Origin of the sequence: Paraburkholderia phenazinium (genome assembly GCF_900141745.1) — a bacterium.
GTDB lineage: Bacteria > Pseudomonadota > Gammaproteobacteria > Burkholderiales > Burkholderiaceae > Paraburkholderia > Paraburkholderia phenazinium_B.
Map to the genome: position 1 here is coordinate 1387484 of NZ_FSRM01000002.1, position 23904 is coordinate 1411387.

Below are 23904 nucleotides of genomic sequence, written 5' to 3' on the forward strand. Positions count from 1 at the left end.
TAAATTTTAGAATACCTCGCGCGGTCGAGGATCAACGCCGCGTCTGTCACGCCGTGCAATAGGAGGGGTGTTCGGCGAGTGCCCCGTCTTTGAAGCCTCGACCCGGATGAAAGAAAGCCGGGCGCAGGTCTAAAGTTTTCTTTTTTTAATCCGATATTATTTCTGGGCTGGTAATGCATCAGTCACCGGCGGACTACGGTCGAACACGATCCGGACGTTCGCTCGACCAGCACCTCGCGGAACGGGCCAAGAAAATAGATTTTCAAACACTGTAATAATAAAAACTGGGAATTTCATGAATACGAAAATTATCGTCGCTATCGGTCTTGCAACGGCACTGTGTGGCTGCTCGGCGTTGCAACAGTCTTCGTCACAACCGCAGTCTTCATCACAACCGCAAGCTTCAGCGTCTACAGCAGCAAACAACCAGCAGTTATCTTCAACTGCCGATGGCCGCCCCATCCAGAAGGTCCGTGTCGGCCAAATCAATGGCGAAATTATCGGTACGCCTTCGAAGAACAGCAAGTTTGCGAAACTTCGGATTGGTATGGGGCAGAAGGAAGTCCAGGACTTGATCGGCATGCCTAATGATTCTCACACTTACACTACAGGCAAGGCATTTATCCCGTTCTATTTTGGAAAGGATGCCTATCGTTTTGAAACCTTTTACAAGAAAGAGGGCTCCCTTACTTTCCAGGGCGGTGGTGTGACTGGGAGCAGCGGGGTACTTATCCGCGTGAGTGTCGATACGACATCGGATGGCTATGCGCATGACAACAATTGATCGTTGCGATTAGTTTTCCGAAAGACGCCCAGTTCGTGTAATTCCAGAGAAATCACGCACGTTGCTGGGCGTGCTGACATGCATCGCTAGCCTCGGCAGCGCAACCCCGCCTGCCCACCCGGACTCGTGCACAGGTAGCCCGACTTGTCGAACGAAGCCGGCTGGCTGGGCGACGTGATCGTTTCGGAGCGTTCAGTCAAGCTACGCATTTCCCAAAGCGAACCCTTGACGTCCGGCTACAGCGCAGGAAGACGCTCAAACTGCATAGGTGGCCTTGGCCTCTTCCAGGTAGTCGGCAAGCCGCTTCGGAGAGCGGCCGATGAGCGATTCGAGATGGTCCGTGACGATAGAAAGATTGCCAGCCCGAACCTCTGCCTCGATTGACACCAATACAGAAATAAACACGCCCGGAACATCAGCCGCGTTCAGTTCCGTGACGAGTTGCTCGTCCGACACATGGACGACGGCAAGCGGCTTGCCTGTAGCCGGGCGAGCGAGGTCGGCGATTTGTTCGGTAGACAGCGCTTCAGACCCTGTCAGTGTGTAGGTCCGGCTATCTGAGGTTGTCGTGACCAGCGCTGCGGCGATCGCTTCAGCGATGTCCTCCCTTCCGACGTACGACGTTCTCCCACCTTTGGCCGCTGTATGCCATTGCCCGCTTTTCAGCGCGTTGGGGAGCGACCTGAGCAGATTCTCGTGATACCAGCTGTTTCTAAAAATCACGTACGGCGTACCGGTGGCCTTGATGGTCCGCTCGGTTTCCAGATGGTCCGGTGCAAAGGTCAGCAAAGAACTCCCTGGATTGGGCATCGACGTATAGGCGAGACGCTTGACTCCCGCCTCGACGGCTGACGAGACCGCATTGCGATGCTGCTTCAATCGTGTGCCTACCCCATCCAGCGCATCTGTGGAAATGATCAGGACGGTGCCGACGCCTTTGAACGCTGCGGTCAGGCCTTGCGGGTCTTCGAAGTCTGCCTTGCGAACCTCAATGCCCGCTGCCGCGAGGCTGGCAAGCTTTTCCGGGCTGCGGGTACCGGCGACGATGCGGTCGTGCGTTACGCCGCGCGCTAGCAGATGCTTGATAACAAGCTGGCCGAGTTGACCGGATGCACCGGTGACGAAAATGGTGTCGCTCATGGACTAGCCTCATTCTGAGTGTTACTCTCGTTTTGAGAGCGCCTCGATAATCAGGCGTCTGCGCTCTTCCGTAAAGAAGGCAGTTTTTCAGGAGATAGTTACCAAATGGGAACCACCAAGCCGTCGATTGGCGATCTCAAGACAAGGCTGGACGAGGCCCGGACCCAATTCGGTCCTTTGGCGAATTGCCCGGTGCGCGACGTCATCGATATCATCAGCGGGCGCTGGAGTTCGCTGCTGATGTTGGCGCTGGCCGAGCACCCACATCGATTCGGTGAACTTCGCCGGTTGGTGCCGGACATCTCGCAGCGAATGCTCACACAGACGCTTCATGAGCTACAACGCGACGGCTACGTGAATCGCGAGGTCTTTCCCACGAAGCCACCGGGCGTCGAATACAGCCTGACTGAACTCGGTCATTCGATGTTCGAGGCGTTGAACGTTTTGATTCAATGGGCCGACGAGAATCACGCTGCAGTCACAGCGGCTCGCCGGCAATTTGATAGCCAGAGGGAATCTGCGTAAGTCGCATTGCGCCCGCCCTTATGTCGAGAACAACCACCAATGCGATAAGCCGCCGGCAACTGCTAACGCTGATCGGCAAGAACCTCGGCGCGGCCGCCATGATGCAGGGCATGAGCTCGTTGGGGTTCGCCGCCACCTCGACCTACGCCGGACCGATCAGACTCGATGGCGCGCCGAAAGGAACACGAATTCTCGTGCTCGGCGCGGGCATGGCTGGCCTCGTCGCAGCGTTTGAGTTGAGGAACGCGGGTTACCAGGTGCAGGTGCTTGAGTACAACAACCGTGCGGGTGGTCGGGCCTGGACCGTTAGGGGTGGGGATCGTTATACAGAACTCGGCGGTGCCACCCAGTACTGCGATTTCGCAGACGGGCTTTACCTGAACCCAGGGCCTTGGCGCATTCCGTATCACCACCAGGGCGTACTCGACTATGCCAAACGCCTGAAGGTGCCGCTCGAGCCATTCATCCAGGTGAATTACAACGCATACCTGCATTCGACGGAGGCTTTCGGCGGCAAACCGCAACGATTCCGGGAGGTGCAGACCGACTATCAAGGCTATATCGCCGAGTTGCTTTCCAAAGCAATCCACAAGGAAGCACTCGATGATGCGTTGTCAGCCGACGATGCGCATCTGCTACTCGAATCCTTGCGCCAATGGGGTGCGCTCGATCGGCATGGTGTCTATCAACCGAACCAGCGAAGCAGTGAACGCCGCGGATTCGCGACCGCGCATGGCGGTGGGTTGATGCCCAAGGCCGTGCCGTCGAATCTGCTCCCGCGCGATCCCTTGCTTGCATCCCGTCTGTGGCAATGGCTCTCGTCTGGGAACGAGCAGGACTTTCAGAGCACCATTTTCCAGCCCGTCGGCGGCATGGACAGGATTGCCCATGCGCTTTATTCGCAGGTTGCGAGTGCCGTTGTGCTCAACGCCAGAGTCACGGCCATCTCGCAGGACGAGCAGGGCGTCAGCGTGCGCTACACGGACACGGTCACTCGAGCCGAACGGAACGCGCACGCGGATTGGCTGGTGTGCACCATCCCGCTCTCGATTCTGAGTCAGATCGACATGGCGGTCGGCCCGAGCATGCGCGCCGCGATCGATGCGGTGCCCTACGAGACATCCGTGAAAATCGGGCTGCAATTTGGCCGGCGATTCTGGGAAGAAGACGAGCAGATCTACGGCGGCATCACCTACACCGACCTGCCGATCTCGACGATCGGCTATCCGGCAACAGGTTACGGATCGACAGGTCCTGCGGTACTGCTTGGCGCCTACATGTGGGGACCCGCCAGCTATGAGATGGGTGCACTGCCCCCGGCGGAACGGATCGCCATGGCATTGAGCCAGGGTAGCCAGATTCATCCGCAATATGCGAGCGAGTACCAGAACGGCTTCGCAATGAGCTGGAGCCGATCGCCGTTCACGAATGGCTGCTTCGCCGCCTGGACAGATGCGTTGAGAAAGGCGCACTACGAGAATCTCTGTCAGATCGACGGACGGATCGTCCTTGCCGGAGAGCACGCTTCCCATATCCCGGCATGGCAGGAAGGCGCGGTGTTGTCGTCGCTGGATGCGATCACCCGGTTGCATCGGAGAATCGTCAATGGATAGGCCGTGGTCGATCTCCGGCGTAATGTTGATGGCCTTGCTGATGGTAGCCGCGAAGGTATCGGCTCAGGCGGTGGTGCAGGACGCACCACGCACCTTCACGCTTTCGCCTGGCTACCGCTTCACCGAAACGAGCGGCGAAGCGCTTTACAACGCTACCTGCGCGGGATGCCATATGCCGGATGGAAAAGGCGCACAGGGCGCGGGTCACTACCCGGCGCTCGCTGACAACCCGGCAGTCGAAGCGGCACCCTACGTCATCGTCAACATACTGCACGGCCGAAAGGGGATGCCATCTTTTGGCGACTCGATGAGTGACGATCAGGTTGCTGCTGTCGTCAACTACACGAGAACCCATTTCGGCAACCGGTTTGACGGGGATGTCACGGCAGGGCAGGTTAGAAGTCTGCGTTGATGTCGCGTGGCATGGCCGTCGATGAGCTCGCACAATTCCGCTACATCCGCCGCGTCCACGTGATCAGCCGGGGGCCGACAAAGCCCAGAGCGCTAGCAAGCCGACGCTTTCGCAACCGTGCCCGCGCCGCGCTCACGGTTCGACAAACCCGGAAGAGCATCAAGCGGCATCGGTTTATCGAAGAAATACCCCTGCGCCTGGGCAGCGCCCATTTCCCGCAGTATCGCGAGTGTCCCCGCATCCTCGACGCCCTCTGCGACGACCGGCAGACCGAGCGATTCCGCCATTCGCACGATCGCTGTGACGATCGCCCGGCTGCGGGCGCTCGCGGTGAGTTCGAGGATAAACGACTTGTCGATCTTCAGACCGCTGAAGCGATACTGGTGAACATAACTCAACGACGAGAATCCGGCGCCGAAGTCATCAAGTACAACAGACATGCCGTTATCTGCGAGACGCTGCATCGTACTGCGCGCAAGATCGGGTTCGGCAACGAGCGCGCCTTCCGTCAATTCAAGGCACACGCGCGAGGGCGAGACACCGTGCCGGTGCAACAGCGCGAGCACGTCGTCCGCAAACTCAGGCCGCGTGATACTAAAGCTCGAGCAGTTTACGTGGACGGGCGGCCAGTTCGCGCGCTCCGGCGCCGACAAAATGATGGCGACGCGGGTAAGCATGTAAAGGTCGAGTCGCCCGATTAGCCGCAAGCCTTCGAACCGCGGCAAGAACTCGCCGGGACTGACAATCCGTCCATCCGGCTGCCGCCAGCGAATCAGCGCTTCAAGCGCGACAACGTCGCCCGTCGCGACGTCGACGATGGGCTGGAAATACGGCAGCAGTTCATCGTCGCGTTTAAGCGCATTACGCAGCGCACCTTCGCGCTCCACCTGATCCAGCACCTCCCTTCGCAGCTCGTGATTGAACACGACATAGCTGTCGCGGCCTGCGCTTTTCACGCGATACATCGCGATATCCGCGTCACGCAGGAGGTCGGCTGGCTTGTTGTGGTACTGGCAGTCGGCGTTCACAATGCCGATGCTGCACGAAGAGAAAACCGCGTGCTCGTCAATATCGAACGGCAGATCGAATGCGGCGAGTATGCGCTCCGCAATGAAAACGGCATCGCTCAACGGAGCATCTGGCGAGAGAATTGCAAATTCGTCGCCGCCGAGACGCGCCAGCAGATCGGTCGAACGCAGGCAGCCGCGCAAGCGATCCGCCGCCTGAACGAGCAACATGTCTCCGCAGTGGTGGCCGAGGCTGTCGTTCACGATCTTGAAGCGATCAAGATCAAGGAACATTACCGTCAGTTGGCTGCCCGTTTCGCAATAGGCACTCCATGCGGTCTGCAGCCTTTGGAGCAGGTGGCTCCGGTTCGGCAGCCCGGTTAGCGAGTCGTGCAAATTTTCATGCACGAGGCGTGCGTTGGCGTTGTCGAGCTCCCGCGTGCGAATCTGAACGCGGGATTCGAGTTCTGCGTTCGCCGCATGCAGGGCATCGGCGGCTCGTCGGCGGGACAGCGCGGTGTCGATATGGTGCGACACGAACGTCAGCAGTTCCTGATCGCGCTGCGAGTAACGAACGAGTGGCGCGTAGCTTTGTACGGCGAGCACTCCGCGTACGTCATCTCCATCGAACAGCGGTACCCCAAGCCACGAGCGAAGCCGCACTTCTGAAGTGTTCGTTTCGATCTCGCCTTCGGATATCAGGCGTAATGCGCCGTCCTCGTCAAGAAGGCAAGGGCGACGCTCGCGGATCACGTATTCGGTAAGGCCGCGTCGCCCAAAGCGCGGTGGTGGTGGCTCGTGGATATGTTCGTCGACGTAGTACGGAAAGGAAACGGTCTGGGTTTCCGCATCAAAGAGTGCGATGTAGAAATTGTGCGCGTAGAGCAGCTCGCCGACGATCTGGTGCAGGCTGCCAAAGAATCCCACCATGTCTCCGGGGCGGCTCGAAAGCTCTGCGATCTGAAAGAGCGTTGCCTGCAGGTGTTCAGCACGTTCGCGCTGGGCGATGCCTTCGCGCAGCGCTGCATTGACCTGCGAGAGTTCAGAGGTGCGACGCGCGACCTGTTCCTCCAGATCGGCGCGGTGCAGGATCCGGTCTAATGCCATGGCTACGTGCCGCGCTACCACCAGGAAGAGCTCGCGGTCCTCGGCGCTGTAGATCCGCGAGACGTCGTACACCTGCATCGCAAGCATGCCGAAGACTTCATCCGAAGCATTCTTCAGCGGCGCGCCCATCCAGAACTCGGGGCAGTCGCCGATCGGGTAGAAAATACCGGCGTCCTTTCCGGCGCGGATCGTCGCAGCATCGACGAAGAGCGGCTGACCGGTCGTCAGCACCTGGGCAGTCATCGACGGACGCGCAGGATCGAGAATGTCGAAGTTTTCCGCTTCGATGACATCGGCGTCGATCACGTCAACATAGTACGGGTAAGTGATCTTGCCGCTTTTGCGGTCGTACAGCGCCAGGTAGAAATTCTCGGCGTCGATCAGCGTACCGAGGCGCTCGTGCACGCGCCTCAGGAACTCCGCGCGATCAGGCACTGAACTCGCGAGATAGGCGATTTCATACAGCACGCGCTGCGTGTTCTGGGCACGCGCGAGGGCGTCGGTCTGAGCGCGTTCGCCCAGACTCCGGGCGAATTCCTGCAGGGATTCGTCGTCAGCAAATGTGGCTGGCGCAATGAGCCAGCCGAGCACCCGTTCGCCGCGGCCCGTGGCAAAGCGTAGCCACCCCCGGCCAGCGCAGAGTTTTACGAGACCCTGTTCGGCGATGGTTTGCGGCCAGTCGAGCGATGCATCGCCGTGGCCGGCAAGGTGCAACTGCTCGCCCGCGCGATACCAGGCCCACGTTTCGGCCCATGGCTGGCTGCCGTTCCTCACCGCCCGCAATTGGGCATCGATTGCCGGCGCAGCCAGCGCGGTGCTCTCCGCCGGATTTTCGCGTGCGGATGCGTCAGCCATCGGAAGACGCTCGTTCGTCGTGCAACGCCAAACCTCAACCTCACTCAAATGTTTGTCGGTGGTGTGTATTCCGCGAGGGCGCGCAGCCGTTTTTTTTGGATACGCTCCTTGTGCTAACGGCACGGGAAGCTGAGGCTTGAAGGGTTTTTGATAGCCGAATGCGTCGAGCCTGCGCCGCAGCAGGGAAGAATAAGGCGTGGCGCAGAAATATCAAAATTGCCAATAAATACGCGCGACTGACATCATTCCTTCAGAATGTTCTTCGCCTGCCGTTAATTCACGTAGCGGTCGCTAACTTTCATGGGCTTCTTTTCAGGTGCCGTATCGCAACGGCGAACGAGATTTCTGAGGCATTATGTCCTGGCGAGAATTACCGGATCTGTTCTCGGTCGGATTACTGATCTACGCATTTGTAGCGGTCGCACGGCCTGCCGGCTCGACCATGACCCGGCTTTGGTTGCGCGGCTGGATCTGCATCGAAATACACTTCGCCGCGTATTCGTTTCTCGCGTTGCCCGGAGCCTGGGGCGCAGCGGCAGATGCAATCGGCACGGCCGCGCTCATCTGGTGTGCGCAGCTCTTCTGCTGGTCGATGGACGCGGAGCCTCGGCATTGGAGTAGCCGGCTCATGTTCTGGAGCCGTGCGCTCGTCTACACGTTGTACATCTGCCTTGCGGATTGGCCCGGCGTGCCTGCGCCGCCGAGAATGGTTGTTGCAACCTTGCTCGCGCTGGTCCCGCTGACTATCTTCTACGTCCTTCCGTCCGCGCAGCGAACCACCACGCGCCTTACAACGGTAGTGCTCGACATTGCTCTAGCCGTCGCCCTGTTATTTTGCGAAATGCTCCCCGCAACCCTAGGCGTGCAGACAGCGACGATGCTCTGCGCCGCCTACCTATACTGCTGCATTCAGTGCTGGTTCATGCTGAAGGCGCGCACCGGTGGCTTTATCGTCACGTTCGTCGGGCTGTTGACCTGGGCGGCGGTTTTTCCTATGGGGCTGCTCACAGACCTCTGGCTGCCCAAAGTTGAGTTCGACGTCGAAATGTGGAATCTGCCCAAGTTCCTGGTTGCGGTCGGCATGATCATGTTGCTGCTTGAAAATCAGCTCAAGCAGAATCAACATCTGGCGGACCACGATGAACTGACCGGCTTGCCAAATCGAAGGCTATTCGAAAGCCGGCTGGGTGCGGCGCTCTCGCGGGCACAGCAGAAAGGAGTCAGGGTCGCTGTGCTGGCGATCGATCTGGATGGATTCAAGTCGATCAATGACAGATTCGGCCATCGTGCCGGCGACCTGGCGTTGCAGGATGTCGCCCATCGCTTTGCTGGCTGTGTCCAAAGCGGCGACACTCTGGCGAGGACCGGCGGCGACGAATTTAGCCTTCTACTTGAGTGCCCGATGAATCGGGACACCGCTGTCAGTATCGCCAAATGCCTGCAGGATAGCTTGATGGCGCCTGCGAAGGCGTCAGGCGAGCAGGTCCAACTGGGCGCAAGCATTGGCATCGCGCTTTTTCCAGAAGACGCCGGAACGCTGGATCAACTGTGTTCGTTGGCGGATCAGCGGATGTATGCGGCGAAGCGGGATGCGCAGCTTTTGGCGCAAACGGCTTGATCAGATTCCCGATTGCAGCTTCTCTCCGAGAAACACACCGATAGCCTCGAGAGCCTCTCCCGAAGCCTTTAACGTTCCAATCCTGCCGGGGAATCCGTGTGGCATCCCCATCCAGACATCGACCCGTGCATCGATACCTGCGGCGAAGGCGCGCTGGACATATTCACGTGAGTCATCCAGTAGCACTTCATCGTCTCCCACGTGAACGCGAACGGGAGGTAAACCGCTCAACGGTGCATGGAGCGGCGAAGCGTGGGGATGTTTGGGATCGGCACCACGCAAATAGGAATGCACAAGTTCGGACACTTGAGCGCGTGTGAAAAGCGGATCGGCGTCTGCGCGTGTCTCGTAGGTGGCGCCCGAGAGCGTCAGATCGGTAACGGGTGACAGGGCAACCACGCCAACAAGCATCGCCTTAGCAGGGACGTCGTTGCCGGCGATGCGCGAGGCGAGGATCAGGGCGAGATTACCGCCGGCCGAGTCTCCAGTGATAGCAATCCGCTCGATGTTTCTCTCGCCAAGTCCGAGATAGCAGGCCAGCACATCGTCAACGGCTGCGGGGAACGGATGCTCGGGAGCCAGCCGATAGTCCGGAACGAAGGCCTTTACTCCGCTCCTCGCCGCGATGTGCGCGACAAGATGGCGGAATGCGTTGGCGGAGCCGAAGTTAAACCATCCTCCATGCAAATGGAGGATCGCGTCGCCCGGCCGACAGTGCTCAGGAATCACCCAGATGCCTGGGACGCCGCCCACTGCGTCTTGTTCGAACGTCACGTTTTCGTGCGGCAAAACGCTTTCCATCATGGCATCGAAGGCCCCGCGCGCTTCGATCCCCAGCCTCACCCCTTTGGTGGAACTGGCGCCGGCTCGCATCATCGCGATGATCTTGCCGTCTTCAGGATCGAGTGGATGCGTTACGACAAAAGAGTTAGATACGCCGTTGGCGGGTGAATTTTCCATCGCTAACTCCTTTATCGTGTAAGAGACATCGTCCGGCGATCGGACCTATGCACGGATAGTAGAGTGGCAGCGAGGGCGCGCATATCTCCTGAATTGCAAAGCAACTTTGCGCGTGGTAGAACGCCGGACATTCGTTGCCGGCAGGATAGGACCCTGCCGCCGCAGGCAACGCGCTACGCGGCAAGGTGTCGTTTTGCGAGCCGTTCAACTGAGCGGCGGCTGAGGCCGCCCTTTAAAACGTCACCGCTGTACGCAAGCTGGCGACGGCAGCGGCATTCAGGCGAATCTGATATTGGTGCGAGTAATTGAGTGTATAGCCGGTGGACGTACCGGGTGCCGCGACCAGGTACACGCTGCCGCCCAATACGGTTCCCGCCTTAACGAAGTTACCCTCATAGACATTGCCGTTGAGCTGGTAAAAGGTCCTGTAGGTAGGTGTCGTCAGGTTAGGGCGCACCGCCGAAGACACATACGTCGTCACGCCGTTGATCGACGACACGCTGCCATTGGTCAGCGTGTAGGTCGTGCCGTCATCGTTCGAGACAATGCCTCCTGCAGCCATCAAAGCCGCGATGGTCGTACCGCCTGCCACCGGATCGGGCGTATTGCCCGTTGTAGAACCGGCGTAATCGACAACCGTATAGGTATCAGCAACTTCGGTCGCCGTGTATTGAAGATATGCGGAACCAGTGCCCCAGACGGCCGATGCACTGAGTAGCGATGCGTTGTAGTAAAGCGCATTGAACCATTGCGCCAGAGCGGTCGGAGCGGCCGCGACGGCTCCGCTCAAGGGGACCACCGAAAGATTGCTGCGCAGCTGGCTTGCTACCACCGTCACGCCATCGGTCGCAAGAGCGTCGACCACGATGCCGGTGCCCTGGAAACTCGCAGTGTTAAGCGATCCGGAGCCCACGACTATTGCACCGTTGATCAGGTAGCGGCCATTGTCGAAGGTGGTCGGAACACTTAACGTGGCGGCAAGCGACGTCGACGGAGTGCCGTTCAGCGGTTGTGTGCCGGTGGACGGAGACGCGGCAGTCGACGCATGCGATTCAATCAGATAGTTAGTGCCGTTTACCGGCGTGCCTGAGGCTGGCAATGACCATTGAACGTTGTATGAGGCATTCGGCGCCAGCGCAAACTGTTCGAATGCTTTCTGATCCGCACTCAGGCCCGCAGTCGAAGATGAACTGCTACCTCCACCTCCCCCACCACACCCTATCAGTAGAACTGACAAAGTAACCGCGATCGCTATCCTTGGTCGATTGATGTTTTTCATTTTTCTTGGTTGTAAGCCTGCTGTTATATTTTTGAATTGCTTTAGTTGGACGCGTGCGCCAAGTCAAAGCAATGTGGTGGTATCTCTCTATACCGTTTTATTCTGCGTTAATAATTTATCACCCTCCTGATTCGAAGGGTGATATTCGGTAACGGATTTTTCCAGGGCTCACGTTACCAAATATTCAACTTCTATCTATAGTTCATCGCTTCAAGATCGGCGATCAGTCCCGGCCCCTTCGGCTGCCACGAAAGTCGTTCCTGCGTAAGCGCGCCGGATGCGGGCATGTCGCGGCTGACGAATGGACTGAGCCAATCGAAGTGTGCGGGTGCCTCCTCAGCGGCAATGCTCTTTACCGGTACGTTTAGACCTCGACCGATGGTTTCGGCAATCGTCCGAAGCGATATACCTTCTTCGTCGACCGCGTGGTATCGGCTGCCCGCTACGTTTTTCTGCATCGCCAGCACATAGACACGGACTGCATCGCTGAGGTGCACTGCAGCCCAACGGTTAAGCCCGTCGCCGACATAGGCGGAAACGCCTTTCTCTCGAGCCAGTTGAATCAGATTGGTAACGAGCCCTTGCTTGACGGGAGTGTGGACTTGCGGAAGCCGCACCACCGATACGTGGACGCCACGCTGGGCCAGAGCAATCGCAGTTAATTCCGACGCATTCCGCGGGCTCGGGTGGTCGGGATTCGTGTAGTCCTCCGTTGCCGGCTTGCCTGGCGCAGAGGTACCCAACATGCAAACGGAGGTAACGACGAGAGGGCGCTGCGAGCCGAGCAGCGCGGTGCCCATTGCTTCGACAGCTTGCTGGTCTGCTTCACAGTTCGCAGCGAACCTTGTGAAGTCGTGATTAAAGGCAGTGTGGATGACACCGTCGGCCATACCCGCGCCGCGGCGCAGGCTGTCGAGATCCTCGACATCGCCACGGTGCACTTCGGCCCCGATCGCGGCGAGCGAACGCGCACCATCCTCCGATCGCGTCAGTCCGAGTACCTGATGGCCGCCATCGATGAGTTCCTGGGCAATGGCGGAACCCAGAAAGCCGGTCGCACCGGTAACAAAAATACGCATGATGAATTGGCCTCTACGTAGGTTAAGGGCTGCAGTCGCAGTTCAACGATGCCTAATGTAGGCGTCGCCCGTGATACGATCAATGTCATATAGTCCGCATTTTTGGATCGATCGTCCGGGAATCTCATGGATCCGCTCTCAGACCTGTTGTCCCTGCTGAAACCTCGGAGCGTTGTATCGGGTGGCGTCGCAGTGAAGCCCAACACGGCGATTCAATGGCCGCGACATGAAGGCATCAAGTGCTATGCGGTGGCCTCCGGTCAATGCTGGTTATCCGTGGATGGCGTTGCCGACCCGGTGCTTCTCAACGCTGGCGACTGCTATTTGTTGCCGCCCGGTCCGCCTTTCTGTCTCGCCACTGACCTTTCGGCGAAGCCTGTCAACTTTGCACAACTGCGGATAACAGGCGGCCTCGATAGCAATCCCGCTAGCAGCGAAGGCGGAGGGTGTTATCTCGTCGGCGGCCACTTTGTCCTCACTGGTGGCTACACCGAGTTGCTGCTGGGTTCGTTGCCGAGCATCGTGCATATCCGCAAGGAATCGGACAGGGCGGCGATGCGTTGGTCGCTCGAGCGCATGACCGAAGAGATGCGCGATCGGCAACCTGGGGGATCGTTGATCGCCCAGCAACTCGCCTACATGTTGCTGGTTCAGGCACTGCGCCTGCATCTGGGCGATAAGGCGAATGCAGGCGTGGGCTGGCTCTTCGCATTGGCGGATAAGCAGCTAAGCGCGGCACTCACCTGCATGCACGACGACCCGGGGCATCCGTGGACGTTGCAGTCGCTGGCTGTTCGCGTAGGCATGTCACGCTCGAGTTTCGCGCTGCGCTTCAAGGAGACCGTGGGGACGTCCCCAATGGAGTACCTGACCCGCTGGCGCATGCTGTTGGCCTGCGACCGGCTGAAGAATCCGGACGACTCCATTCCCCGCATTGCCGCATCGCTCGGCTACGAGTCCGAAAGCGCGTTCGGCAAGGCTTTCAAACGCGTCGTAGGCTGTTCGCCGAGGCAGCACAGCCGGCAGAGCATGACGTCACGCAGTTACGATATTCTCTCCTTCCGCACAATCGACGGGACACCGCTATGATCCGCTTCACATCCCTGCTGGCCACGGCAGGAATGTTCGTACTGACCGGCCTCGTGCCGGCCCACGCTGCGACAACTGAACCTGCTTCCGAACAGGCAGCCGATTTCACCGAACACGACTTCCACTTCGCCGACGGCGCTACGTTGCCGGATATTCATATCCACTACACCACCTTGGGCACGCCACGGCGCGATGCGCACGGCGAGATCGACAACGCGGTGCTGCTGATGCACGGCACTACCGGCACCGGCAAAGCTTTCCTCACGCCGACCATGCGCCAGGAACTCTTCGCTCCCGGCGAACCGCTCGACACGAGCCGGTACTTCATCGTGATGCCCGATGGCCTGGGCCGAGGCGGTTCGAGCAAGCCGAGCGATGGCATGCACGCGAGATTTCCGCATTACGGCTATGGCGATGTCGTCGAGGCTAACCACCGTTTGCTCGTCGAGGGTTTGCATATTCATCATCTGCGCCTGGTGCTCGGTACGTCGATGGGTGGCATGCAAACGTGGATGTGGGGCGAGCGCTATCCGGAGATGGCGGATGCGTTGATGCCGATTGCCAGCCAACCCATCCCGATGGCCGGCCGCAACTGGCTCTGGCGGCAGATGATCGTCGGCGCGATTCGCAACGACCCGGGCTGGCAGGGCGGCGACTACACCGTGCCGCCCACCCAATGGACTCGCGTGATGCCGGTCTTCACGATTTTCACCAACAACCCGGCTCGCATGCAAAGCGAAGCTCCGGATCGCGACGCGGCCACGCATCTGTACGACACGCTGGTCGACAACGCTCAGAAGAGCGACGCCAACGACGTGCTGTACTGGTTCGAATCGTCGTGGGACTACAACCCGGCGCCTGATTTGTCGAAGATTCGCGCGCGATTGTTTGCCGTCAACTTTGCCGACGATCTGATCAACGCCGCGGACTTAGGCATCATGCAACGGGAGATGAAAGCGGTGCCGAACGGCGGGTACGTTGAAATACCCGAGACTGCGCATTCTTACGGCCACCAGACCCTCGCTCATCCTGAAGTGTGGAAGCCATACCTGGTGCAGTTGCTGAGCGACACGGCCCAGGCTCACTGACCGATGCAATGACCGAAGGGCGCCAGCACGGTCATCCGGTGTCGTGCGGGCGCAAGCGTTTCTGACGGCTCGTTGCAGGACCCATCACGCGTCCTGCAACGGGCCGTAACATAGTGACGACGCTGTTACTACGCTTTTGCTACGCCGTTCTCAGCCCGTTGAACACCTGAAGTTCGAATCTCCCCTTCATTTTCCCGATCTATTGCCGTAAACCCCAATGACCGCGCGCGCCTTTCCGGTGCGACGTTTTCCTGTTCTGCTGGCTGTGTCTTGAGGCGTCTATGTTTTCCAACATCACGATCCGCGCCCGTCTCGCCCTTGCGATGGGCTTCCTCGGCTTGCTCATGACGATCGGCGCTGTGCTGGGCGTGGTTGGCATTGCCCTGAGCAACGCAGATCAGAAGGAGCTCTATTCCAACGAACTCGCGTCGGCGATTGCGATCGGCAAGTTCAATTTCTTCTACGCGCGCGGCCGGCTGGTGCTGGACCGGATTGCTGCTCAGCCAGATCGTCCGGATGTCGCAAGCCTCGAAACTCGCGCGCGCGAGCAGTTTGCGATCGGCGACCAGGCCTGGCAGACCTACCGTGCGCTACCCTCGGTGCCGCAAGAGCAGCAGCTGGCCGAAGCGGTCGAAGCCAAGCGGACGCTTGCCATGAACGGGCCGGTTGCCCAGGTGTTTGCCGCGATCGACCGGCGAGACACCGCGCAACTGGCCGATCTGATCTCGAACAAGATGACGGCGCCGTTTAACGAAATCACGGACCGTTCCGCTGAGCTCGAGAGAATGCAGGCGGATCAGGCACGCAGCCGGTACGACACCGCGCAGGATCGTTTCCACACGATTCTCGCGCTCGCCGCGGTCGGTCTTCTGATCGGGCTGTCGATGGCTGCATTCGCATGGCATGCGCTGCGCAAATCGATTGCAGGCCCGCTCGATGAGGCCATGCACCACTTCCGCGCGATTGCCGATGGCGACCTCAGCCGGCACATCGAGGTACGTTCGCGCGACGAAATGGGTCAGATGCTGCAAGACCTGCGCATGATGCAGTCCCGTCTCAGGGAGGCGATGGTCTCTGTGCGCGACGGAGCGCAATCCATCTCCACGGCGACCGCGCAGATCTCTGCGGGCAACACCGATTTGTCGCAGCGAACCGAAGAGCAGGCGGCTTCGCTCGAAGAAACCGCCTCGAGCATGTCGGAGCTGACTTCGACCGTGCGCCAGAACGCCGACAATGCACGTCAGGCGAGCGATCTCGCGAGAGTCGCGGTAGGTGTTGCGCACGAAGGCAGCGATGTCGTTTCAAAGGTCGTGACGACGATGGACGAGATCAACGCGAGCTCGAAGCAGATTGCCGACATCATTGGCGTGATCGAGGGCATTGCTTTCCAGACCAATATCCTCGCGTTGAACGCGGCAGTCGAAGCGGCGCGAGCAGGTGAGCAGGGACGGGGCTTTGCGGTCGTGGCGGGCGAAGTGCGTACGTTGGCGCAACGCAGCGCATCGGCGGCCAAGGAAATCAAAACGCTTATCAGCGAGTCGGTCAACCGGGTGGGGAACGGCACCGAGCTGGTCGGTCGCGCTGGCAAGACGATGACGGAGATCAACGACGCGGTGCGCCGCGTGACCGACATCATGGCCGAGATTGCGGCTGCGTCCGAAGAGCAGAGCGACGGCATCGAGCAGGTCAACAAAGCCGTCTCGCAGATGGATGAAGTTACGCAGCGCAACGCAGCGCTGGTCGAGCAGGCGGCGGCCGCAGCCGTTTCGCTCGAGGAGCAGGCCACGCGCATGAGCGATGTGGTGGCGGTGTTCCAGTTGCCGGTTTGATCCACAGGCAGCAACCGACGGATGGCGGTCGCTTTGGCCTGAAAGGTCCTGTCGCTTCGTTACAATGCTTCGATGAACCATGTCCCGCATCCGCATCGAGAGCAAGACATGCTGACCTCCTATTTCTGGAGCGGCGACGCTATCCGCAGTCGGCGCGTTAGCGACATCGTGCTATTCGACACGATCGACGTGCCCGTGCCGCCCGTGCGTCTGCTTGCGGATTGGGACAGGGAGATATCGTCGCGCATGGTTCTGGAGCCCGGCGACGTCGAAGTCATGCCTTTAGCGCGGGCACGTGCCCGCTGGCCCGATTACTCGCGCTGCGTGCAGGCGATGTTCGACTGGACGTCCTCGCTTGGATTGCCTGAAGTGCTGGCGTCTAGCGACATAGCCCTCATGGCCAGCCGCGGTGCGCGCTATCACTATGACGGTGAGCAATATGGCAGCGCGGCCTTTTGCAATCTCTTCTTAAGTGAGGACAAAGGGCTGGACCTGCATTTTCCCTCTTTAGGCCTTCGTATTCCTCTAACCCGCGGGACGGCAGTCATATTCGACACATGCCAGCCGCATGGCGTAATTCCGCGCGGCAGTAATGGCTTTAATGTGCCTGATTTCACGCCGGATCGGGATTGGCACCAGATATTCCTGACCTGGGAGCTACCCATTGAAGATATCCACGTAGCGCACGCGCTTAAGGTCGACTTCGATATCGACCCTTCGACCGCGTTGCAACTGGACACAGAGCAGGTTTGCCTGAACGGCGAACGTGTCGCGGTGTGCCCGGAGTCTGGTCGCTGGCGCTTGGCCGACTAGCTTTCTGGGCCGCGTCGGGGCCTGTATCATGACAGGCTTGCGCCCGTTAGAAAGCCCGCGCAGCGGGGCCGCCCAACGTCAACGCATCCATTCACGATTACCCAGAGGAACGCCATGTCGGCCGCAACGCAATTCGATCAAGTTTCCGTTATCAAACGGGCCAACGTCTACTTCGACGGCAAATGTGTCTCGCATACCGTTCTCTTCGCCGACGGCACCCGCAAGACCCTCGGCGTGATCTTGCCCGGCACGCTCAACTTCGGGACCGACGCGCCGGAACTCATGGAAGTGCAGGCCGGCCAATGCCGCATTCGCCTCGAAGGCAGTGACGAGTGGAAGACATACGGTGCGGGTGAGACATTCTCGGTGCCCGGCAAGAGCCGCTTCGATATCGACGTGACCGAAACGCTGGACTACGTCTGCACGTATCTGTAAGCGCAGGGCAGTGGGGCGTGCGGCGCCCCGTACTCACGTAATCAAGGCACACTACGGTTGCTCTATTCCGAACGACCGTCCTTCTGCACGTCGCCGTAAATCTTCGGTCGTTTCCCCCTCCTTATCGGGCTGCCACCCAGGTGGCCGGATTACATAGCCCACCGCTTCCTGTATCGAGCGCGCCGCAACCAGGTCGTGCCACAGCGCACGCCAGTGATTGAATTCGACGGTCAGCAGGTTATAGCTCGTCATTGGCCGTGTTGAGCGAGATCTGAATCACGCTGGGTTAGAGCCCCAGACAGATCGCCCCGGCTGCGACGATCATGCATGCGAGCCAGCGCTTTGCGCTTACCGTTTCCCGCAAGAATACTCGCCCGATCAGCACTGCAAATACCACGCTGGTTTCGCGCAACGCGGACACGGTGCCCATCGCGCCCGACTGCAGCGCCCAGATTACGATGCCATACGCAGCGATCGATACCACACCGCCAATCAGCGACGAACCGACCGACAGCGGCGCCTCGCGCACCGGTTCCCACAGCGCCGTGAGCCCACGCACCGCGACGAACAGCACCGGCATCAGCCAATAGAACATGAACATCCACGCGGTGTAGGCGAGCGCCTGACCGCCGGATAAGCGCACGCCGATGCCGTCGATCACCGTATAGACCGCGATTGTCGCGCCGGTTGTCAGCGCAGCCAGCACGCCTGCGCGCGACACGTGTTGGCCCTGCAGCGCGATCGCGATGATGCCACCGGAGATCATCGCAATCCCGAGAGCGTGTAAGGGGCCGATCGCTTCGTGTGCGAAGAGTGCTGCGCCGAGCGTGACAAGCAGCGGCGACGAGCCGCGCGCGACCGGATAAGCTTGCGCCAGATCGTTGCGGCGATATGACCGCACGAGCGTCACGTTATAGACGATATGTACGAGTCCCGATGCGCCGAGGTACGGCCACGCCGCGCGGGCTGGCCACGGTACGAACAGGACGACGAGCGTGGAGATTGCCGCGATGGCGATGCTCATCCACGTCATGGAGAGGAACCGGTCGCGATTGCCATGCAGCATCGCGTTCCAGCTCGCGTGAAGCAGGGCGGCAAGCAGAACGAAACCGCCAGCATAACTAAGCATTTAGGTTTGTAGCCAAGGGTATGGCAAACAGGATATCTATCCCGGCATCAGCTGACAAACCATATAAGTTGAGATATCACGTTAGATAAACTCTCGTGAGTGAGAAGGCGTGGCTCGTTGACCGCGGCGGGCAGGTGCCGCGGTAAAAGGCTTACCCTTAGGCGTCTCAGCGGATGGGCGCTTCGAGGAGACAACCAAACTCCTGGGCAAATTCGACAGACACCCGTGCGTGGACGGCACCCTGTTTGTCGAAGAACCGTTGCGTGCCGCCAAGCGTGAACACGCCTTCATGCCAGATGTTTGGATGAATGTAGAGGCCCTGTTGCCCGTCGAAGCGAAAGCACACGAATTTCTCTGGTGCAATGTCATCCCCGGGTAACGCTAAGGGAATGTAGAAAGGGCGGTGGTCGAGCGGGAAAAACAGTTGCCCGCCGTCAGGATGATAGTTCGCATGCCAAAGCAACATGCGCTCCGGCGCATTCGGATTGTCTTCGCGGGCCGCTTCTGGTTCTGTTGCGTATGCCAGGACGTAGTGACCGCCTACAGCCTCGTTTCGACCGTAGAGAATGTCGCCACGCCACTCGCTCACGAAAACGCCCTCGGTCGTGCCTGCCTGATCACCGGTGTCCGCGTCGATGGGTCTTGAACCCACCCTCGGCCACTGCACGATTTCGATTGAGCACTCACGCGGGTCTTCGACAAGCTTGCCAAAGCCTTCAAGTGTCGACGGGGTCGCGTCAACCACGGGCATCGACACGCGGCGGAGCCCAGAAGGAAGAGCGGGATTGAGGTAATCGATAGGTTCGGACATGGAGACAGTTTACACGACTCGGCCGTACCTGTTCGCTTCCGCGGGCACCTTGGAAGACGCGCCGCCTGTCCGGCTGGATCACGCAAGCTGCGCCGCGACACGCGCCAGAATGCGAGGTAGGAGCAGGGAAGGCGTGTGATTACCTGATGGCCTCATAACCGGTGAACATGGCAACCAGGCCCTCGGGTGCGTTGGGGCCAAGACACATGTTCAGGATTCTTTCCGACTCGACAGCTTCGGCCGCGCTGCGAGGAAAGAGATCGTTCTCATACGCGATAAGAGCGGCCTCGATGTCACCTGGATTCGCGGCGATGGCCTTTCCGAGTTCAGCGCCATCGAACATGGCGAGGTTGGCCCCTTCGCCAGACGGCGACATCAGATGCGCCGCATCGCCGAGCAACGTCACTCCGGGCACGCGCGCCCACCTGTGCTCGACCGGGAGCGCATGAATCGCGCGCGGCACCGGGTCGGTCTCACCATCGGTGATTAGCGCTCTCAGTGCCGGCGCCCAACCGTCGAACTCTTCGGCGACGCGGGCCAAGGCAGTCGCCGGGTTGGAGAAGTCGATGCTGTCGATCCACTCCTTGGGCTTGTTCAACTCCACGTACGTGTGTAGCACCCCATTGGGTTCGCGGTGCGCGGCGATGCCTTTGCCGGGTGTCAGCGCGAACAGCGCGCCACCGCCGACCGCTTCCGCGCTCGCCTTGTGACGTGTGTCGCTGTCAAACAGGTACGTCTCGATGAATGACGTGCCGACATATGCCGGCCTGGCATCGGAAAGAAGGGGGCGCACTCTTGACCAGGCGCCGTCGGCGCCCACGAGGAGGTCGGTGGACACCGTTGCGCCATCGGCAAAGGTCAACTCGTGCCGTCCATCGCCGAGTGCGGACACCGCTGTGACTTTGCGTCCCCAGCGCACTGTGTCAGCAGGAAGCGAGTCGAGCAGAATCCTGCGCAGCTCGCCTCGCGGAACCTCAGGCCGGCCGCCTGTGCCGTCGTCGGGCTCTTCAAAGAGGACATTGCCGTCCTTGTCGAGCACGCGTGTTGCCTGTCCGCCGGCGTGAATGATTGCGCGGAATTGATCGAAGAGTCCCGCATCCTTGAGCGCGAGTTGTCCGTTGTTTTCGTGGATATCGAGCATGCCGCCCTGCGCCCGCGCGATTGCCGAGGCTTCCGCTTCGTAGATCGTCGCAGTGATGCCATGGACGTGGAGGACGCGGGCAAGAGTCAGCCCGCCGAGCCCCGCGCCGACGATCGCAACTGAAGTATTCATCCTGATTCCTCGATAGCCGGAGGTGGCCGCAAGCTGCGGGCACTCACTGGAACGTCGTTCCAGAGTAATATTGGAACAACATTCCATAGGTGTCAAGATGAGGCAGGGTAAAAAGGCACGTGGCACTCAACGGCGCGAAGACTCGCTGTCTCCGGATCGAATCATCGAGGCGTCGATCGCGCTTCTCGACAGCAGCGGAGAGAAGGGCCTGACTTTTCGCGCACTGTCCGAGCGGCTCGCCACAGGGCCCGGTGCTATTTACTGGCACATCGCCAGCAAGAACGATCTGCTGACCGCTGCGTGCGACGCCATCGTCGCTCGCACGATGAGCTCGCCTGTGGATGACGCGACGCCGAAAGCAACCATTCGCGCGCTCGCGCTTGCCATGTTCGACGCGATCGACGCGCATCCCTGGGTTGGCTCAGCACTGACACGTGCCCCCGGGCAGTTGCCGATGGTGCGCGTTCTCGAACGCATCGGCCAGCCGTTGCGCGCTCTTGGCGTGCCAGACGAAGAGCAGTGGGCGACGGTGTCCGCGCTGCTGAGCTACATCCTTGGCGTGGGTGGGCAGAACGCGGCGAATACGCATTTCGCTCGCGAGCAAGGCCTCGATAGAACCAACTTTCTGGACGAGGTGTCGACCGTGTGGTCTCAGCTCGATCCGGATGAATACCCGTTCACCCGCAGCGTTGCGAGACAGATGAGCGCTCACGACGACCGTGTCGATTTTCTCGTTGGAATCGATCTTATGCTTGACGGGATTGGGGTAGCGCGTGGTCGCTGATATCGGGCAGCGTTACACCGGCCGTGCACACACATGCCCCTTCATCGATAGACCAGCAAAATGAACTTTGATCTGTCCGACCTGCGTGCGTTCGTCGCCTCCGCCGATTTCGGCAGCTTTCGCGCCGCCGCCGACTCGCTGAACATCTCGCCGTCCGCGCTATCGCGCCGCGTGGAAAAGCTCGAATCGGCGTTGGGCGTGCGGCTCTTCGAACGTACGACGCGCAAGATGGAACTGACAGTCGCGGGCCGCTCGTTCGTCGAAAAGGCGCGCAACGTGCTCGCCGAACTGGAAAGCTCGCTGTTCGGCATGGAGGATCTAGGACGCCGGCTGACGGGACTCGTCACCATCGCCTGCGTGCCGTCGGCGGTAAGCTTCTTTCTTCCCAATGCCCTCAAGGCGTATCACCAGACCTATCCCGGCATCCGCGTGCGGCTGATCGATGAAACGTCGTCTGTCGTATTCCTCGCGGTGGCGCGGGGCGAAGCCGATTTCGGTCTCACCTATATTGGCACGCAGGAACCCGACATCGAGTTCACACCGATCCTGCAGGATCCGTTCGTGCTTGCCTGCCAGCGCGATCATCCGCTGGCGGGCAAGCGCTCGGTGAGCTGGGCGGAGATCGCACAGTACCCGGACTACATGCTGCTTGCGCAAGGCAGCGGCAACCGGACGCTGATCGACAGCGCGCTCGCCAATGCAGTGCGGCAGCCGAGCTGGTTCTGCGAAGTGCAGCACGTTCCTGCGCTTGTAAGCATGATCGAAGCGGGACTTGGCATCGGCATCGTGCCCAAGCTCGCGCTGCCGCGCGACCGTCATCGCTCGCTCGTCAGCATTCCGGTGACGGGCCCGAGCGTGGTGCGCACGCTCGGTGTGATCCGCCGCAAGAACCGGCCGCTGCCGGTGGCTGCGCAGCATTTCTTCGATCTGCTCGTGCGGGCGCGCGGCGGCACCCGTCAGCGCGCCAAGTCACGAGCGACCGCCTGAAAACGCGTGTTTCCATGCCTTTCCGGCAGACGCGGGATTCGTGCGTGTGACGCGTCAATCAAGCGAAAAAATGCGTTTGTCATGGGAATCTGTTTGGTCCGATCATGTGTGAAACCCAGCGGCACCACACGGCAGCCGCATGAACCGCACGGTTTGCAGATCGAAGGAGACGACCCGTTCCATGACCCAGTCCACGTCCGCAAATGGCATCGTCAGCAAGGCACGGCTGACCGAACTGTCGGTCGAAGCGCTCTGTGCGCTCGGCCTGAATCGTACCGACGCCACCGACGCCGCCACCATTCTCGTGCTGGCGGATCTGTTCGGCTTGCGTACGCACGGCACGAGCCGAATCGAATCGTACGGCTCACGCCTGCGCATCGGCGGCATCAATCCCACGCCGTCGATTACGTCCGAGCAGGTTGGCCCCGCGCTTTACCGGCTCGACGGCGATAACGGCGTCGGCCCACTCGTGGGCTTCCGTGCTCTCAAACTGGCGATGAAGGCCGCACGCGAACAGGGTATCGCGTGTGTGTTCGTGCGTGGGAGCAATCACTTCGGCCCTGTCTCACCGTATTCGTACATGGCGGCCGCGGAGGGCTTTGCCAGCATCATCGGCAGCAACGCGACGACGACGATCGCGCCATGGGGTGGCACCGACGCGCGGCTTGGCAACAGTCCTGTGGGCTTCGGTGTACCGAATCCCGGTGGCCGTCCGTTCATTCTCGACATGGCGATCAGCGTCGCCGCGCGCGCCAAGATTCGCAACGCGCTAAAGCGTGGCGAAGCGATTCCGGGCGACTGGGCCACCGACGCGCAAGGCAAGCCGACCACGGACCCGAAGGCCGCGCTCGATGGCTTCCTGCTGCCAATCGGCGGCCATAAGGGCTATGGCCTCGCGCTGGTCGTCGATCTGCTCGCGGGGCTGCTTTCCGGCGCGGCTTATCTAACGCACGTGAAGTCGTGGGAAAACGAGCCGGACCAGCCGCAAAACCTTGGCCACTTCTACATCCTGATCGATGTCGCGATGCTCGGCAGCGGCGCGTGGCTCGCCGCGCGCATGGCCGACTATGCCGCAATCCTGCACGGCTCCGCGCCGGCTGATCCGAACGCGCCCGTGATCGTGCCTGGCGAGATCGAGCTGGACCGGCTGGACCGTCAGATGGCCGACGGCATCGATATCGGCGCAGCGCAGCTCGCGATGCTGGAAGCGGCCGCGCGCCCGCAGAGCTGAAGCGCCGGTTCGCGCATGATCCGCGCATCAGGCGGAGACGCGCCGGCGAGGAGACA

Annotated in this window: 21 protein-coding genes; 13 read left to right on the forward strand and 8 right to left on the reverse strand. The window is 60.3% G+C overall.

Annotated features, from left to right (window positions below; genetic code table 11):
• Positions 1–295: 295 nt before the first annotated feature.
• Positions 296–784 (forward strand): hypothetical protein, encoded by a 489-nt coding sequence (locus BUS06_RS37540; RefSeq protein WP_074267315.1) that lies wholly within the window; start codon positions 296–298, stop codon positions 782–784.
• A 255-nt stretch (positions 785–1039) separates the two neighbouring features.
• On the opposite strand, the gene BUS06_RS26260 is transcribed toward BUS06_RS37540, so the two are convergent.
• Positions 1040–1924: an SDR family oxidoreductase gene (locus BUS06_RS26260; protein WP_074267316.1), complete on the reverse strand. Its 885-nt coding sequence runs from the start codon at positions 1922–1924 to the stop codon at positions 1040–1042.
• Between the two features lie 105 nt (positions 1925–2029).
• On the opposite strand from BUS06_RS26260, the gene BUS06_RS26265 reads away from it, so the two are divergent.
• Genes BUS06_RS26265 through BUS06_RS26275 form a run of 3 tightly spaced genes read left to right on the forward strand, consistent with a single transcriptional unit; the run spans position 2030 to position 4474 of the window.
• Positions 2030–2449 (forward strand): winged helix-turn-helix transcriptional regulator, encoded by a 420-nt coding sequence (locus BUS06_RS26265; protein ID WP_074267317.1) that lies wholly within the window; start codon positions 2030–2032, stop codon positions 2447–2449.
• A 20-nt stretch (positions 2450–2469) separates the two neighbouring features.
• Positions 2470–4062 carry an NAD(P)/FAD-dependent oxidoreductase gene (locus BUS06_RS26270; protein ID WP_074267318.1) on the forward strand — a complete coding sequence of 531 codons (1593 nt, stop codon included), beginning with the start codon at positions 2470–2472 and terminating at the stop codon, positions 4060–4062.
• On the forward strand, positions 4055–4474 hold the full coding sequence (locus tag BUS06_RS26275; RefSeq protein WP_074267319.1) for a c-type cytochrome: 420 nt from the start codon (positions 4055–4057) through the stop codon (positions 4472–4474). Before BUS06_RS26270 ends, BUS06_RS26275 begins: the two co-directional genes overlap by 8 nt.
• 92 nt (positions 4475–4566) lie before the next feature.
• Here the strand turns inward: BUS06_RS26275 and BUS06_RS26280 are convergent, their stop codons facing one another.
• The gene (locus BUS06_RS26280) at positions 4567–7443 is read right to left on the reverse strand and encodes a sensor domain-containing phosphodiesterase (RefSeq protein WP_074267320.1); all 2877 of its coding nucleotides are present in this window, start codon (positions 7441–7443) and stop codon (positions 4567–4569) included.
• A 355-nt stretch (positions 7444–7798) separates the two neighbouring features.
• Here BUS06_RS26280 and BUS06_RS26285 point away from each other — a divergent pair, with 355 nt between their 5' ends.
• Complete coding sequence (locus BUS06_RS26285) at positions 7799–9061, forward strand: GGDEF domain-containing protein (protein ID WP_074267321.1); 1263 nt, start codon at positions 7799–7801, stop codon at positions 9059–9061.
• Here the strand turns inward: BUS06_RS26285 and BUS06_RS26290 are convergent, their stop codons facing one another.
• From BUS06_RS26290 to BUS06_RS26300, 3 genes are all read right to left on the reverse strand, one after another.
• Complete coding sequence (locus BUS06_RS26290) at positions 9062–10021, reverse strand: alpha/beta hydrolase (protein WP_074267322.1); 960 nt, start codon at positions 10019–10021, stop codon at positions 9062–9064.
• Between the two features lie 232 nt (positions 10022–10253).
• The gene (locus BUS06_RS26295; protein ID WP_254368966.1) at positions 10254–11120 is read right to left on the reverse strand and encodes a hypothetical protein; all 867 of its coding nucleotides are present in this window, start codon (positions 11118–11120) and stop codon (positions 10254–10256) included.
• Between the two features lie 371 nt (positions 11121–11491).
• Positions 11492–12379, reverse strand: a complete 888-nt coding sequence (locus tag BUS06_RS26300; protein ID WP_074267324.1) for an SDR family oxidoreductase — start codon at positions 12377–12379, stop codon at positions 11492–11494.
• A gap of 126 nt (positions 12380–12505) precedes the next feature.
• Here BUS06_RS26300 and BUS06_RS26305 point away from each other — a divergent pair, with 126 nt between their 5' ends.
• From BUS06_RS26305 to BUS06_RS26325, 5 genes are all read left to right on the forward strand, one after another.
• Positions 12506–13468: an AraC family transcriptional regulator gene (locus tag BUS06_RS26305; RefSeq protein WP_074267325.1), complete on the forward strand. Its 963-nt coding sequence runs from the start codon at positions 12506–12508 to the stop codon at positions 13466–13468.
• A complete protein-coding gene (locus tag BUS06_RS26310) occupies positions 13465–14556 on the forward strand; it encodes an alpha/beta fold hydrolase (RefSeq protein ID WP_074267326.1) in 1092 nt (363 codons plus the stop codon). The genes BUS06_RS26305 and BUS06_RS26310 overlap by 4 nt, the downstream gene beginning before the upstream one ends.
• Before the next feature lie 281 nt (positions 14557–14837).
• Complete coding sequence (locus BUS06_RS26315) at positions 14838–16385, forward strand: methyl-accepting chemotaxis protein (protein ID WP_074267327.1); 1548 nt, start codon at positions 14838–14840, stop codon at positions 16383–16385.
• A gap of 108 nt (positions 16386–16493) precedes the next feature.
• Positions 16494–17198: a hypothetical protein gene (locus BUS06_RS26320; RefSeq protein ID WP_074267328.1), complete on the forward strand. Its 705-nt coding sequence runs from the start codon at positions 16494–16496 to the stop codon at positions 17196–17198.
• Positions 17199–17312: 114 nt separating this feature from the next.
• On the forward strand, positions 17313–17633 hold the full coding sequence (locus BUS06_RS26325) for a pyrimidine/purine nucleoside phosphorylase (protein ID WP_074267329.1): 321 nt from the start codon (positions 17313–17315) through the stop codon (positions 17631–17633).
• A gap of 286 nt (positions 17634–17919) precedes the next feature.
• Here the strand turns inward: BUS06_RS26325 and BUS06_RS26330 are convergent, their stop codons facing one another.
• The 3 genes from BUS06_RS26330 to BUS06_RS26340 all read right to left on the reverse strand — a co-directional run bounded on the left by BUS06_RS26330 (position 17920) and on the right by BUS06_RS26340 (position 20846).
• The gene (locus BUS06_RS26330; RefSeq protein WP_074267330.1) at positions 17920–18762 is read right to left on the reverse strand and encodes a DMT family transporter; all 843 of its coding nucleotides are present in this window, start codon (positions 18760–18762) and stop codon (positions 17920–17922) included.
• A gap of 166 nt (positions 18763–18928) precedes the next feature.
• Positions 18929–19573 carry an ureidoglycolate lyase gene (locus BUS06_RS26335; protein WP_074267331.1) on the reverse strand — a complete coding sequence of 215 codons (645 nt, stop codon included), beginning with the start codon at positions 19571–19573 and terminating at the stop codon, positions 18929–18931.
• 139 nt (positions 19574–19712) lie between these two features.
• On the reverse strand, positions 19713–20846 hold the full coding sequence (locus tag BUS06_RS26340) for an FAD-dependent oxidoreductase (RefSeq protein ID WP_074267332.1): 1134 nt from the start codon (positions 20844–20846) through the stop codon (positions 19713–19715).
• 97 nt (positions 20847–20943) lie between these two features.
• Between BUS06_RS26340 and BUS06_RS26345 the strand changes: the two genes are divergently transcribed.
• From BUS06_RS26345 to BUS06_RS26355, 3 genes are all read left to right on the forward strand, one after another.
• A complete protein-coding gene (locus BUS06_RS26345) occupies positions 20944–21630 on the forward strand; it encodes a TetR/AcrR family transcriptional regulator (RefSeq protein WP_074267333.1) in 687 nt (228 codons plus the stop codon).
• A gap of 60 nt (positions 21631–21690) precedes the next feature.
• Positions 21691–22617 (forward strand): LysR family transcriptional regulator, encoded by a 927-nt coding sequence (locus BUS06_RS26350; RefSeq protein ID WP_074267334.1) that lies wholly within the window; start codon positions 21691–21693, stop codon positions 22615–22617.
• Positions 22618–22798: 181 nt separating this feature from the next.
• Positions 22799–23848 (forward strand): Ldh family oxidoreductase, encoded by a 1050-nt coding sequence (locus BUS06_RS26355; RefSeq protein WP_074267335.1) that lies wholly within the window; start codon positions 22799–22801, stop codon positions 23846–23848.
• Positions 23849–23904: the final 56 nt, after the last annotated feature.